We start from the raw sequence: 14,670 nt of genomic DNA, 5'->3' as shown, positions 1-14,670 counted from the left end.
TTGGCCTTATTAGGCCTATTAGGCCTATTAGGCTTATTAGGCTTATTAGCCTTATTAGCCAAAAAAAAAGTTGCAGGAGCCTGATGGCTTTCCTGCAACTCCTATATTTTTCTTCTAAAGAATCTCTATGATTACTCTGCAGAGAGAGTGAAGCGCTTGTAAGCAACAATCTTAAGATCCTTGCTCTGAGCCTTAAGCCACTCATTTACGCTCTGTTTGTCACCATCACCGAACTGGAACTCCTGATCAACGAGACAGTTCTCCTTGAAGAACTTATTCAGACGACCCTTAGCGATATTCTGAATCATACCCTCATTGAGGTTTGCTGCCTTCTCAGCAGATACAGTCTTACGGATTTCGATAGCCTTGTCAGCTTCCTCACGTGTCAACCAACCTTTTTTGATGTTAGACTCGATGTGGTCATCACTGTCAACGAGGTTAGCGTTGATGCCTGCCTTCTTGATAGCAGCAACAACAGCCTTCTCTACCTGCTCTTCCTTAGTCTTCTCAACAGCTACCTTGAACTCCTCGTCCTTAACAGACTGTGGAATAGATGCCTCGTCGAGAGCTACTGGCTTCATAGCTGCAACCTGCATAGCTACCTTGTGACCAGCCTCTTCGTTGTTTTCGTTGAGCTGAACGATAGTAGCGAGAGTGTGCTTGTTCATGTGGTCATAAACAGACAAGTTCTCACCCTCAAGGAAGTTGTAGCCGTCGAGCTCCATCTTCTCGCCTGTAACACCAGAACGCTGCTGAACTGCAGTTGCAGCATCCTCACCATTAGCGAGCTTCAAAGCCTTAACCTCATCAAGGCTCTTGCACTTGTTAGCTACAGCAGCGTCCAGAATCTCCTGAACGAGGGCAATGAAGTCCTGACCGTTTGCAACGAAGTCTGTCTCACACTTGATAGCAACCATAGCAGCAAAGCCGTCAACTTGCTTTACGAGTACACAACCGTTTGATGTCTCACGGTCAGAACGCTTAGCAGCGATAGCCAAACCACGCTCACGAATCAATTCCTTTGCTTTGTCGAAGTCGCCTTCAGCCTCTGTGAGAGCCTTCTTTACGTCAGCCAGACCTGCGCCTGTCATAGCGCGGAGCTTCTTAATATCTTCAATAGATACAGCCATTTTTTGTTTTCCTTTCTAATATTATTAAATATTGTGGGCGTTGATGAGGGATAATAAACTTCACGTATTATAAATAATATAGAAGCTCATTAGCACTCACCAGCGCCCACTATGTTTCGTTTAATTACTCAGCAGCTGGTGCCTCGTTCTCTGCCTTTGGAGCCTCTTCTGCCTTACGAGCAGCACGCTTTGGCTTTGCCTCAGCAGCCTCTTCAGCCTGCTCTGCAGCAGCCTTCTCGTCAGCCTTCTCAGCCTTACGCTCCTCAAGACCCTCTGCGATAGCACCGCAGCAAGCAGCGAGGATAGCCTCTACTGAATCCTTAGCATCATCATTAGCTGGAATGATATAGTCGATGTTCTTTGGATCAGAGTTGGTATCAACGATACCGAATACTGGGATGCCGAGACGGTTAGCCTCCTTAACAGCGATGTGCTCCTTCATTACGTCTACAACGAAGAGTGCAGATGGCAAACGAGTCAAGTCTGAGATAGAACCGAGGTTCTTCTCGAGCTTAGCACGCTGACGTGAAATCTGCAAAAGCTCACGCTTAGAGAGGTTAGAGAATGTTCCGTCGTTCATCAACTTGTCGATGTTCGTCATTTTCTTCACTGCCTTACGGATGGTTGGGAAGTTGGTCAGCATACCGCCAGCCCAACGCTCGTTTACGTATGGCATGTTTACAGCTGCAGCCTTCTCTGCTACAACTTCCTTAGCTTGTTTTTTAGTAGCGACGAACAGAATCTTCTTACCACTCTTAGCGATACCCTTGAGTGCCTCTGCAGCCTCGTCAATCTTAGCTACAGTCTTGTGAAGATCGATGATGTGGATACCGTTACGCTCCATGAAGATATAAGGAGCCATAGCTGGATTCCACTTGCGACGGAGGTGGCCAAAGTGACATCCTGCCTCCAATAACTGGTCAAAATTTGTTCTTGACATTTTGTTTGTTTTTACTTGTTTACGTTCTTTTTAATTCTTTCTTGGCGAATGAGCTTCACCACGCTTTGTTAGAATCAACTGACGGGTAGTCCCCCGATAAGGAATCGCGTCAGTTTAGATACTAAACCATTTCCTTTTATTCCTTTGAACGTTGGTATTTACACTTTGAACCTTTGTCTTTCTATTTATTGAATAGAGCAGACTGTATGGTTCAATGTCCTAAGTTTAATGTCCCAAAGAACATAAAGGAAATATTAACGCTTACTGAACTGGAAGTGAGCACGAGCCTTTGGCTGACCTGGCTTCTTACGCTCAACAGTACGGCTGTCGCGTGTCAGGAATCCCTGGTCCTTAAGTGCTTTCTTGTCCTCAGCGTTAACCTTAACCAGTGCACGAGCGATAGCAAGACGCAGTGCCTGGCTCTGACCAGTAAAGCCACCACCATCGAGGTTAGCCTTAATGTCATACTGACCTTCTACACCGAGCAACTGCAGTGGCTGCTTAACCACGTACTGCAGGATAGCTGATGGGAAGAATTCAGTTAAATCTTTCTTGTTGATTGTGATCTTACCGGTGCCCTCTGAGAGGTAAACACGCGCTACAGCGCTCTTACGGCGACCAATTGCATTAATTACTTCCATCTTTCTCCTTATTATTTATACTGGTTAATATCAATTGCCTTTGGCTTCTGTGCCTCGAGACCGTTGAGCTCTGTACCTTCGATAACATAGAGGTTATCCAACAGATGACGACCTAAAGGACCCTTTGGTAACATACCCTTAACAGCATGACGAATCATCTTGTCGAGACCGTTCTTACGTGTACGAAGCTGTGCTGGGGTGTTGAAACGCTGACCACCAGGGTAACCAGTATAACGTGTGTAAACCTTATCAGTCTCCTTCTTACCAGAGAATACAACCTTAGCTGCATTGATAATGATTACGTTGTCACCACAATCTACGTGTGGGGTGAAAGTTGGCTTGTACTTTCCGCGAAGAAGCTTAGCTACTTTAGAGCAAAGACGACCTACAACCTGATCGCTCGCGTCAATAACGACCCACTCTTTCTTAGCTGTTTCCTTGTTTACGGAAATAGTCTTGTAACTTAAAGTGTCCATTCTAAAAAATTAATAATTTTACTACTAAAAAACGTTTTCTATTTCTACGACTGTGCTTGACCTAACCATGCTGTCCGGCCAAAGACAACACTATTAACACGTATCGTATGGGGTTCTAAGTGTATCCCCGTTAATAATCGGACTGCAAAGGTACTTATTTTCAACCTTATATAAAAGGTTTGAATAGCATAGCTACGTATTTTTTATGATTATTTAACTAAATTAACATGAGTATCACTATCTATCATGAGGTTTTTTGAAATGGGGAGTGAATACCATGATATCTGTACATGACTATATGTGCATTTAGTCTTACTCCTTTCCCTTATTTCCTTATCCTATATAAAGGGTGTATCCGTTTAGCTTCCCTTTCTTAGAATTGATGAGTTATGTACGGTGATGAGAATGGCTATGTTAGTTCAGTGTATAACAAAAGGAATAACTACTCATCTGACTCTTTGTTATTCTGTCTTTTTGTACCCTATTCTATTGCCTTCACTTTCCAAATAGTATGACCCCTAATTATATCATTCTATACAAGAGAAGTTTAAATTCATTTTGCTGTCATATTTAACATTTAGAGCCATCTCTTTGCAAATAAGTTAGTTACAAGGTTGTTGTAGATGATAGATATGACAGCAAATTTGATTTATCAGAAATGGTATAGCTGTCGTGTCTCACCAACTTTTATGGTTCTTTCGAAATTTGAATTGAAAAACTAAAACTCTCATATAATAAAGCACACAGAGAGATGGAGGGAACGGAGATAAAGGCAATTTCCTGGAGGTGTCGATGGCACAAAGTGCGGCGGAGGTGTAGCGTACAGATTCTTGATAACTCTTTTGGGATGAATGCTTTGTATATAAAACTACTAATAGAATAGGCAAACTACCTTTGTCGCTCCACGTAGCGACGGTGCCTCCGAGCCTATCAGTGCTTTGTATTGATAATCTCCTTTACTCTCCATTTCTCTGTGTGACATTTCTTCAAAGTCCAAAACTTAGGTGCCCCTTTTCGATCGAGTTTCCTAAAGAGACTCTTTTTCTCACAGAACTATACAGAAAAACAGATTTCTCTTGTTTTCTTTTATGTTTCTTATCAATGATTTCAAAAACTTAAAATTCAGTCTGTATAGCCAAAAATGATAAAAAAGAATGTGTCTTATAATTGTTTTATTTATTTTTGCAACAACGTATTGTTGTGCTATGTCTTTTCTCAAAGAGGGCTGCGTAGGGCGGATGATACGATAGAGATCTAAATATTGAACATAAACATATAAACCAAGATGAAATTAAAATCTAAATTGTTAAGCATGGCTTTAGCCTTCGTTCCTGTAATCGGTTTTGCCGACAGTAATATTAAGATGGTTGTTGGTACTTATACCGATGCAGGTAGTCAGGGATTGTATTCCTTCTCTTTCGACCAGTCTACGGGTACGGCATCAGGCATTACTTCGTTGAAGGTAGACAACCCTTCTTATTTTACTTTCAGTAAGGATGGGCGTAACATCTATGCTGTTAGCGAGAAGAACAATGCAACGGCTGTTCTCAATAGTATTGGTTACGACCCTGTAAACGGTACTTTCGCATTTAAGAACTCTCAGCTGACACATGGTGCTGACCCTTGTTATGTGGCTACAGATGGCAAGATTGCGCTTACAGCTAACTACTCTAGTGGTACAATCTCTGTATTCCCAATTCTTAAGAACGGTACACTTGGTAAGTCTTTGCTTCAGGTAGGTAGTAAGAAAGGAGGACCAGACCGTTCACGTCAGAACACGCCTCATGCACATTGTGCTATCTTTGCGCCTGATGGTTATATCCTTACAACCGACTTCAGTGGCGACCGTATTCTTTGCTTCTCTTATAATGAACGTAATAAGAAGTTAGAGGACCATGGTATTGCTGCTCATGTGAAGCCAGGCTCTGGTCCACGTCATCTTGTTTTCTCTCCTAATGGTAAGTATGCTTACCTTATGAGTGAGTTGTCTGGTAAGGTGACTGTTTACAGTTATAGTGATGGTAAGTTAAAGGAACTCCAGTCTATTGCTGCCGATTACGCTAACGCACGTGGTGGTGCTGATATCCATGTTAGTCCTGATGGTTCGTTTGTTTATGCCAGTACACGTCTGAAGGGTGATGGTATCACAATCTTCCGTGTAAATAACAATGGTACATTGACTCGTGTCGGTGCACAGCGTACAGGCAAACACCCACATAACTTTGCTATCACGCCAAATGGTAAGTTCCTTCTTGTTGCTTGCCGTGATGACAACTCAATACAGGTTTACTCACGTGATAAGAGTACGGGTATGCTTAAGAATACTAATCAAGATGTTATCCTTAGTCACCCTGTCTGCATCAAGTTCTATCCAGAGTAGTGTCCTTTGGAGTTAAGGAGTTTTAAGGAGTGAAAGGGAGTTAAGACATTAGTCTATTCCCTTTCGCTTTTTTGTGGAGTTAAGGGGTTAAGGAGTGAAAGGGAGTTTAGTCATTAGTCTTTTCCCTTATGCTTCTTCACTCCTAAATTCCTTGTTATGCTATTGTCTTAACTCCCTTTCTCTCCTTAACTCCTAAAATCCTTGTTATGCCATTGTCTTAACTCCCTTTCACTCCTTAACTCCTAAATATCACTATCCATTCTTTACTTTTTAACTGTTGTATCAGCTTCTTAACTCATTGATTTATAAGGTGTATGTGCCTTGTTAAATATCTAAAAAACGCATTTGTATATACCCGTATTTTGAATGATAATACGTAATTTTGTAGTGAATTAGAGGGACGTTTTCAATATTACTTGACAAAAAGAAAGTATTCAATAGGTATTCAAAAGGCGGCTCCCTGCCCGTAGGAATGGGTTAGAAAGAATTAACCAACGAACTTATTAAAAAAACTTTATATTACAATTTATGAAGAGGAAAGATTATGTAAAGCCTAATACAGACGTATTGAGTCTTTACACTGAAGAGTTTATGGAGTGCGGGTTCCATGCTCGTAGTGGTATCCATGGGAGTCTTGACCCTGGTAATGACGAGCCAGACCCTGAGGATAACACTGGTGGCATTGATTTTCAAGATCCTTAAATGATAGTAAATAATAGAAAAGAATACATTCATATATGAAACATTTAATTTATTCATGCATCGCTGTCTGCGCATTGCTTTTTACAAGTTGTGTTGATCAAGATGTCACAGAGAATGTTAACAGCAATGATGGTAAGCCTGGTATTACTGTCTCTATGTCTATGGAAGGTAATATGCAGGGCAACCAAGCTGCGCCTACAAGTCGTGCGGGCGGTAACAACGCTATAGGTTATGAAACTGACGACAATACAGGTTTTCCAACTCCAATAGGTATATATAATAAGGGTACTAATGAGGGTACTGAGCTTGCAAATGGTGATAAAGTACCAGTACTCCTTGTCTTTAAGAGTACAGACACTACGCAACCTGTAACGAAGGTTATAACGAATTGGACTTATAAACAAGGTGGTGAACTTACGCTCGAGCCAAGCGAAACATTCGAGATGAAAGCAGGAACCGACCTTAGTAAGGGTAAGTGGTTCGTATGCGGAATACTGGGTGGAGAGCCACTCCCAGGTGCTAATCAAGTTAAATTCAATGGTTTTATTGAAGGACATGTGGCTCGCAGTGTTGCTGGAAACAAAGTTAAGTGGGGAGCAAACATACCATACGTGTTCAGCTGGCGTGAGTTAGAAACCAATCAAGCCAATAAAACTATTAAAGCAAAAGACCCTGTTCGTTTTAAGCAGTTCGGAACAATTGTTCGCTTAAAGGTAACTAATAAGACCGGGTTTGGTTTTAAGTACAATGGTGTGCGTATTATAACAAGTAATATCCTTTGTGGTCAGTTTGATTTAAAGGTATTTGATGAGGTTCCAACGACCGACTTGACAGATACAAAGGATGCTACTATTGCATCGGCTACATCGCCCTCTTTCAAAACCGCTTTCAAGGCTTTCAAGTTCTATCAACGTCCATTGACAGATAACGCAATGATTGGCTCTGACGGACTTATAGCCAAAAAGCACTTCTCTATTAAGGGTGTATATATTGCAAACTATGCAGAGGAGAAAGCTAATGACGCAAAGGCTGACAACGATATAAGCAAGAAATTCAATACAGCTCTTACTTATATCGATCATACATTCCTAAAAGATGCAACGGGAAACAACTTCGATAATGTGCCAAATAATAGTGAAGCACCAAGTTATATATATGTTTGGATGGCCCCACAGACACAAGCTGTGAAGCTGTATAATGATAATACGGAATCTGCAACAAGCACTAATTACACCGTAAACCATGTTGCTAAAACGCAGTTCCTACTGATGGCTGTGCCTACAGAGACCAGTTCGGCTACTAAAAATGTGCCTTCTTCCATCAATATGATACCTGCTTACGGTTCGTTAAAACCTTATACATCGGGTGCTAACTATCCGGCAAGGGGTAGTGTGGTATACAAATTCCCTCCATTAAGCTACATTGCAAAACACGATAACTTTGGTACGGATGCCGAATTGTCAGTTGATAACGATTATAATGTGGCTAATACAAAACGCTATACTTACCAAGAATATGTTGCAAACACAGAAAAGATAACCGACAAACTGGCTTCTATACCGTCTGGATATATGTTTGCTGGCAACGAATACTGGCGTAGTATCATTGCACAATACTTTGGTTTTGCTGGCTTCCGCAATGCTGGTGCAAGCTATAAGTTTGCTGTTGGCGTTGTTTCTCCTGCCAAATTACCGGGTTGGAGCACCACTAAACTCGTGTTCCATTCCTATTCTAAGGGTGTGAAAGATAGCAACGGCAAACTTATTGCCTATATGATTGGTATGTCTAAAAAGCCCGATTATATTACCAATAGCGGAGAAGGCCAGGTTTATATGGGGCATGTAACAGCTTCTCCAACACGAGTTAGCGCAGGACTTGACGGCAATCCAACATGGATAGACAATAATAACTATCGCTATACCATACGTTATGAAGATGTGAATGGGGCAGCTGTACTCACCCAACGTTACCTTGGTCCACGCTTTGTACTGGATATGGATGATATCGATACGGAAGACTTTTGGGCTGACCCAAGCAATGGCACCACCTATCCTGCCGATACTAAGCGTATATTCCCATACGCTGGAGTGAACAGTTCTGCCTCTGCTGGTAACCAAACTTTCTGGTATTACGATTCATCAACATTAGGAAAGGGAACACAATATTGGACCCCTGACAATACAACAGACAATGGAAGATATACTCCACAGAACTCTAATGGCATGGGAGCAATGCTCGGATTGAATACTGTTCGACCCAAACAGGCTGTTGCTTTCATAGGTTCACAGGGCGGAAACGAGACTTGTGGCTTCTTCCAACACTATCTTTATGTAAACGTTCCTGTGAATGGTGATAGAACAGATGGTGGTGCTATGGGTGACACAAGGTATAAGGTGAATTTCATCATGAGCGCTCCTGTTCGCTTATGGAAGACAACTCCATACGCTGATTAATACGCTGCCTAATAAGAAAAATCATTAGATTCATCTATATTATCAAGTATCTGTGATGTCCGAAAGGATATCACAGATATTTTTTTATGTGGGTTTTATGCTATGTTGTGGAGGCTTTTCTTGCAGCAAGAAGTTAACTTTCATGGGGATTGATGAGCGGACTATAAAAGAATACAGAGGCTATTGGTATCGAATTATTTTCATGAAAAAAATATTTTTTATCATGAAAAGAAATATTTATCTTCATGAAAAAAATAATTCTTTACGTGAAAAGAAATGGTTTATTGCTGTTTTCTACAATGCGATGAGAAGTGTTAGTCTAAGGAAAAGATGAAGATAAAGACGTTTCATGACCGTCTGTAGTCATATTTTATACGCATAATAACTTGTTTATTCCTTGCAGATACAAAAGAAAGAATGTATCTTTGCTGCAGTAACTCCAACCCTTTGAGGGTTATGCAGATGCGGCATTGCTTACATGTCATTCTTCCTCATTATTGCTCACGGGCAGCAGTGATAACGAAGGAGAGAGCGATGTCTGTTCGTCTTTCACCTAATTAGATACGTCAGGCGTAGCCCATAGTGCAATAGCCTAATGGGAACACCATAACTAAAAATAGCAATGAACAAAAGAAATCTTTTCCTTTATGCAGCCTTGACAGCTCTTTCTGTATCGGCTACGGCACAGACAATGAACATCACACGTGATGGTGACACAACGATTGTGAAGATAGAAAAGTCGCCAAAGTATCTTCTCCTTCCGATTGAAGAAGGGAAAGATGAGGCGCAGGTGATACTTGATTATGGCAAGAAGACCGATACGTGGATGGATGTAAGGCTGGCACAAGGTAAAACCGACTATTATGTACCATTCAAACTCAATAAGGGTAAGACCTCAATAGTCAAGATCTTAAATCTAAAAGCGGATGCGCTAACCTTCAAACAAGGACAGTTAAGGCTCTCAAACGTGTGGGATGTGACCAATACCGATTTCTATCGTCCTTCTTATCATCACACTCCTTCTTACGGATGGATGAACGATCCGGTCGGTATGTTCTATAAAGATGGGGTCTATCATCTATGTTATCAATACAACCCCTACGGCTCCATGTGGGGAAACATGCACTGGGGGCATGCTATCAGTCGTGACCTTATTCGCTGGAAGGAGGTTGAGCCGACGCTCAATCGCGACCCTATGGGACATATCTTCTCTGGTAGTACGGTCATAGATAGGGATGGTACGGCAGGTTATGGTAGGAATGCTATCATCTCTCTGTACACTTCTGACAGCAAGGAGAATGCTCAGACGCAGTGTATGGCTTATAGCACCGATGGCGGTTACACCTTCCGTAAATATGAGAAGAACCCTGTTTTGAAGCCTTTCGATGGTGTGAAAGACTTCCGCGACCCAAAGGTCTTCTGGTATGAACCGCTGAAGAGATGGTATATGATAGTCTCTGCCGACAAAGAGATGCGTTTCTACTCATCGCCAAACCTCAAGGATTGGACCTACGTCAGTGCTTTTGGCAAAGGATATGGTGCACAGCCAAACCAGTTTGAATGCCCTGATTTCTTCCAACTCGCTGTTGATGGCAATCCTAATAAGACCAAATGGGTGATGATAGTGAACATTAATCCGGGCTGTCTCTTTGGTGGTAGCGCTACAGAATACTTTGTTGGCGATTTCGATGGGACGAACTTCACCTGCGATAGCGACCCTTCTGTAGCTAAGTTCCTCGACTATGGTAAGGACCATTATGCCACTGTTACCTTCTCAGGCGTTAAAGACCGTGTGTTGGGAATAGCATGGATGAGCAACTGGCAGTATGCTAACGTTACGCCTATCCGTCAATATCGTGGTGCAAATACGCTCCCTCGTGAATTCAAGCTCTTCACAGGTAAGGACGGACAAGTCTATATGTCTGCAAACGTTGCACCAGAGGTTGCAGCACTGAGAAAGAACTATAAGCGTCTGCCTGACCTATTGGTTGCTAACGAGCGGGACGCAAAGAACGTGTCAACAAGTAAGGAGAATGCCTTTGAAATAGAGATGGATGTAACGCTAAACAAGGCGATGAAGGCAGGAATAGTCCTTTACAACGATAGAGGAGAGCGGGTAGATATCTACTTAGATAGGAAGTCTGGCCGACTTGTCATGGACCGTACGGAGAGTGGAAAGGTTCAATTTGGTGAGAAGTCAGAACCTCATAAAATCGAAACCGACTATGACGACCGTGAGGAACAGAAGGCTTCTGGACCATTGCGCAAGCTGAACTCCATTAATTATCAGAACGACTTTGCACTCGGTACATGGGCACCATTGAGCCTTTGCAACTCTGACACCTACCACTTGAACATCTTTGTTGACAAGTGTTCTATCGAAATCTTCGTCGATAGCGGTCGTATCTCAATGACCAACCTTGTCTTTCCAACCGAACCATACACCTCTATTAAGTTCTATTCTGATGGCAATAGAGCCTCCTTTAAAAACATAAAACTGTGCGAGTTAGGAATATTGAATCGTTAATAGATAGTCTTTTAACTCTAATCGGTAGTTAGAATCAAAGCATATTTTGCTCTAATTATCGATTTGAGATTAAAGTAAAGGCTGTGGATATATGTTTTTTGGTTCTTCCGAAATATGGAGTGATAAACTAAAACTCTCATATAATAAGGCACACAGAGCTACGGAGAGGATGGAGATAAAGGCAATGTCACGGAGGTGCCGATGGCACAAAGAGCGACGGAGGTGCAGCATACAGATTTCTGATAACCCTTTTGGTATGAACGCTTTGTATATAAATTGCTAACAGAATTGGCAAACTATCTCCGTCGCTCTATGCACCGACGGTGCCTCCGTGCCTACCAGTGCTTGCTTTGATAATCCTCCGTACTCTCCATTTCTCTGTGTGACATCTCGCCAAAGACCTAAGCTTAGGCGGATTATTATCACTCCAAAATTCTGAAGACCCTATTTTTTATTAAGAACGGACAAGAACGGAAAGGTTGAAAAGATAGTCAACGCTTGCTTAGTAGATACAGAATTACTTACTTCTATACTTGCAAATACAGAAGAAAGAATGTAACTTTGTTGCGGTAAACCTGTATTATCTCAATTGTTTTTGGGATTATATATAATCTACTTGATAATTATGCAGATGAAGCAATGGCTATATGTCGTTTTTCTTACATTGGTGTTTTCAGCCTGTTCGGATAACAACGTAAAAAAATATGTTATAGGAGTATCTCAGTGCTCTGAAGATATTTGGCGCGATAAGCTCAACAACGAACTTGTGATGAGTACCTATCAGCATGATAATGTAACACTGAAATTTGCTTCAGCTAATGATAATGACAGGTTACAGAAACAACAGATTGAACAGTTTATAAAGGAAGGGGTCAACCTTCTTATTGTTTCTCCCAATCAAATTCATACGATTTCATCGGTCATCGATAAAGCATACGATGCAGGAATCCCTGTTATCCTCTTCGACCGTAAGACCGATTCAAGAAAGTATACAGCCTTTATAGGGGCTGATAACTATGAGGCTGGACACGAAATAGGCTATTTCATCGGTCAGCAGTTAGAGGGTAAAGGGAATATAGCAGAGATTTGTGGATTACAAGCATCGTCTCCTGCAATCGAACGAAACAGAGGTTTTATGGATGCGCTGAAGAGTTACCCTAATGTAAAGGTCGTAGCTCGTGGGTATGGAGACTGGATAAAAGAAAGTGGTGTCACGGCTATGGATAGTATACTTGTACAGTCTAAGGAGTCTTTCCAATATGTCTTTGCACAAAATGACCGCATGGCTTTAGGTGCTTTGCAATCTATAAAGAAGCATAAGATTAAGGGAATAAAAATAGTTGGAATAGATGCTCTTCCTGTACCAGGAGGAGGTATGGAGAATGTTCGTGATGGTAATTTAGAAGCTTCTTATATCTATCCTACCCGAGGCGATTCGGTTATGCAACTCGCGTTGAATATCCTTGAGAAGAAGCCTTATAAGCGTGACAACTATCTAAAAGGTGCATTGGTAACAAAGGCAAACGCTAATGTTTTACTTATGCAAAATGAAGAGATGAACAAGCAGACCGCCCGTCTCAATGCACTTCATGGGAAGGTGGATACTTATTTGGTGCAATATAATCATCAAAAGATGTATATTGTACTTTTTAGCATAATCCTTCTCTTGCTGATAGGTATTATGGTTTATATCTATCGAACTATCCTTATGAAGCGAAGAATAGAAGAAGAAGCCAACAAAGCAAAACTTCAGTTTTTTACAAATATAAGTCATGAATTGCGTACACCACTTACGTTGATAGCTGATCCAGTGAACTATATCATCCATGATGATAACCTTAATTCACAACAACGAAGTATGCTTCAGATAGTACAACGTAATGTGCTTGTACTGACACAATTGGTCAGTGAGATTCTTGACTTCCGTAAGGTGCAGAATGGTAAGATGGAACTACGCCTCTCCGACTTTAATCTTGCGGAAAGTATGAAACAATGGATTAAGCTTTTCAGTGTCTCTGCACAAAAGAAGCATATTGCCATTAGTATGGATGCCCCTGATACAATCATGCTCAGAGCAGATCAAGATAAGATAGAGCGAATCTGTTATAATCTTCTTAGTAATGCCTTAAAATATACGTCTGAAGGTGGAGAAATCACTTTGACAGCTAAAGAAGAGAATGGACGTGTTATGATTAGTGTGGCAGATAATGGTTGTGGTATTTCAAGTGATGAGCTTCCTTATATTTTCGATCGTTTCTATCAAGCAAAGAATGCAGGACGTGGTACGGGTATTGGGTTGGCTATTGTGAAAGCTTTCACAGAATTGCATCACGGAGAAGTCAGTGCTACAAGTATAGAGGGAAAAGGAAGTACCTTTACTATTCATATTCCTATTAGACAGAAAGGAGAGGTAACTAACCAGCCTACAGAGAAAATAGAACAATTGGTTGAGCCATCATCCGCAGAAGAAGTTCCGAATCAAGCTCGTCATATAGATGAACTTATACAGCCTTATCAAACAGATAAACCAGAGGTGTTAATCATTGATGATAATATCGATATTCGCACTTATTTAAGGTCGGTACTATCCGAAAAGTATAATGTGAGTGAAGCCGCTGATGGAAAAGTCGGTTTGGAACTTGCACGGAAAATAGTTCCAGATATAGTGTTGTCGGACATTATGATGCCTGTGATGGACGGATTAGCGTTTTGTCAACAGCTGAAAACGGATAAAGCTATCAGTCATATACCTGTCATTTTACTGACAGCACGTAGTCTTGATGAGCAACGCGCTGAGGGGTATGAGCATGGTGCAGATGCTTATTTGTCCAAACCATTCTCACTTCGTCTACTCCTTTCACGTATTGATAATCTCATAGAAAGTAGGAAAAAGTTGAATCAAACATGGTCAAAAGGCGTTGAGGACGATGAAATCGGTAATATTTCGAATGAAATTGATAAATCTTTCCTCAAGCAATTGCGAAAGATAATACAAGAAAACCTTGCAAATAGTGACTTAAGTGTAGAGCAGATTGGCGATGAAATCGGACTTTCTCGTGTACAACTTTATCGGAAAGTAAAGGCTCTTACGGGATATTCTCCTGTAGAAATTGTACGTAAAGCTCGTCTCACTCGTGCTCGTCATCTCCTTCAAACGACTGAGCGTACGGTGTCAGAAGTGGCTTATGCTGTTGGCTTCTCTACGCCCAGTTATTTCTCAAAGTGCTATAAAGACGAGTTTGGGGAGAATCCCAAGAAGTGATAATAGGATTATGAAAACTGTTTAAAATAAGTGATATAGGCACTTGTGGGTGTGTAAATCTCCTGTAAGGTGAGGTGTTGAACACTTAAGAAAATGAACGATTTGTCAGATTTGTGAGAATAGACAAATCGTTCATTTATTATTAATATCTTTTTTATG

9 protein-coding genes are annotated in these 14,670 nt (G+C 41.3%); 5 read left to right on the top strand and 4 right to left on the bottom strand.

Annotated features, from left to right (window positions below; genetic code table 11):
- Positions 1-131: 131 nt before the first annotated feature.
- The 4 genes from tsf to rplM all read right to left on the bottom strand — a co-directional run bounded on the left by tsf (position 132) and on the right by rplM (position 3,187).
- Positions 132-1,130 carry a translation elongation factor Ts gene (gene tsf / locus HMPREF0666_RS03760; protein WP_009010992.1) on the bottom strand — a complete coding sequence of 333 codons (999 nt, stop codon included), beginning with the start codon at positions 1,128-1,130 and terminating at the stop codon, positions 132-134.
- A 124-nt stretch (positions 1,131-1,254) separates the two neighbouring features.
- Positions 1,255-2,070 (bottom strand): 30S ribosomal protein S2, encoded by an 816-nt coding sequence (gene rpsB, locus HMPREF0666_RS03755; protein WP_009010991.1) that lies wholly within the window; start codon positions 2,068-2,070, stop codon positions 1,255-1,257.
- Between the two features lie 254 nt (positions 2,071-2,324).
- On the bottom strand, positions 2,325-2,711 hold the full coding sequence (rpsI, locus tag HMPREF0666_RS03750; RefSeq protein ID WP_004358788.1) for a 30S ribosomal protein S9: 387 nt from the start codon (positions 2,709-2,711) through the stop codon (positions 2,325-2,327).
- A gap of 11 nt (positions 2,712-2,722) precedes the next feature.
- A complete protein-coding gene (gene rplM / locus HMPREF0666_RS03745) occupies positions 2,723-3,187 on the bottom strand; it encodes a 50S ribosomal protein L13 (protein WP_009010990.1) in 465 nt (154 codons plus the stop codon).
- A gap of 1,285 nt (positions 3,188-4,472) precedes the next feature.
- Here rplM and HMPREF0666_RS03740 point away from each other — a divergent pair.
- From HMPREF0666_RS03740 to HMPREF0666_RS03720, 5 genes are all read left to right on the top strand, one after another.
- A complete protein-coding gene (locus HMPREF0666_RS03740; protein WP_042855957.1) occupies positions 4,473-5,567 on the top strand; it encodes a lactonase family protein in 1,095 nt (364 codons plus the stop codon).
- Positions 5,568-6,095: 528 nt separating this feature from the next.
- Complete coding sequence (locus HMPREF0666_RS17620; RefSeq protein WP_009010988.1) at positions 6,096-6,269, top strand: hypothetical protein; 174 nt, start codon at positions 6,096-6,098, stop codon at positions 6,267-6,269.
- Positions 6,270-6,304: 35 nt separating this feature from the next.
- Positions 6,305-8,722, top strand: coding sequence for a hypothetical protein (locus HMPREF0666_RS03735; RefSeq protein ID WP_009010987.1), 2,418 nt, complete (start codon positions 6,305-6,307; stop codon positions 8,720-8,722).
- 622 nt (positions 8,723-9,344) lie between these two features.
- Complete coding sequence (locus tag HMPREF0666_RS03725; protein WP_009010986.1) at positions 9,345-11,249, top strand: GH32 C-terminal domain-containing protein; 1,905 nt, start codon at positions 9,345-9,347, stop codon at positions 11,247-11,249.
- Positions 11,250-11,874: 625 nt separating this feature from the next.
- A complete protein-coding gene (locus tag HMPREF0666_RS03720) occupies positions 11,875-14,511 on the top strand; it encodes a substrate-binding domain-containing protein (RefSeq protein WP_009010984.1) in 2,637 nt (878 codons plus the stop codon).
- The last annotated feature ends 159 nt before the right edge of the window (positions 14,512-14,670 follow it).

The sequence above is a fragment of the Prevotella sp. C561 genome (assembly GCF_000224595.1).
In the GTDB taxonomy this organism is placed as follows: Bacteria; Bacteroidota; Bacteroidia; order Bacteroidales; family Bacteroidaceae; genus Prevotella; species Prevotella jejuni.
This window is presented reverse-complemented; position numbering and strand designations above follow the sequence as displayed.

Excerpts from the sequence above, each read along its gene's own strand:
- tsf (WP_009010992.1), bottom strand. The coding sequence starts at position 1,130 with ATGGCTGTATCTATTGAAGATATTAAGAAGCTCCGCGCTATGACAGGC.
- rpsB (WP_009010991.1), bottom strand. The coding sequence starts at position 2,070 with ATGTCAAGAACAAATTTTGACCAGTTATTGGAGGCAGGATGTCACTTT.
- rpsI (WP_004358788.1), bottom strand. The coding sequence starts at position 2,711 with ATGGAAGTAATTAATGCAATTGGTCGCCGTAAGAGCGCTGTAGCGCGT.
- rplM (WP_009010990.1), bottom strand. The coding sequence starts at position 3,187 with ATGGACACTTTAAGTTACAAGACTATTTCCGTAAACAAGGAAACAGCT.
- HMPREF0666_RS03740 (WP_042855957.1), top strand. The coding sequence starts at position 4,473 with ATGAAATTAAAATCTAAATTGTTAAGCATGGCTTTAGCCTTCGTTCCT.
- HMPREF0666_RS17620 (WP_009010988.1), top strand. The coding sequence starts at position 6,096 with ATGAAGAGGAAAGATTATGTAAAGCCTAATACAGACGTATTGAGTCTT.
- HMPREF0666_RS03735 (WP_009010987.1), top strand. The coding sequence starts at position 6,305 with ATGAAACATTTAATTTATTCATGCATCGCTGTCTGCGCATTGCTTTTT.
- HMPREF0666_RS03725 (WP_009010986.1), top strand. The coding sequence starts at position 9,345 with ATGAACAAAAGAAATCTTTTCCTTTATGCAGCCTTGACAGCTCTTTCT.
- HMPREF0666_RS03720 (WP_009010984.1), top strand. The coding sequence starts at position 11,875 with ATGCAGATGAAGCAATGGCTATATGTCGTTTTTCTTACATTGGTGTTT.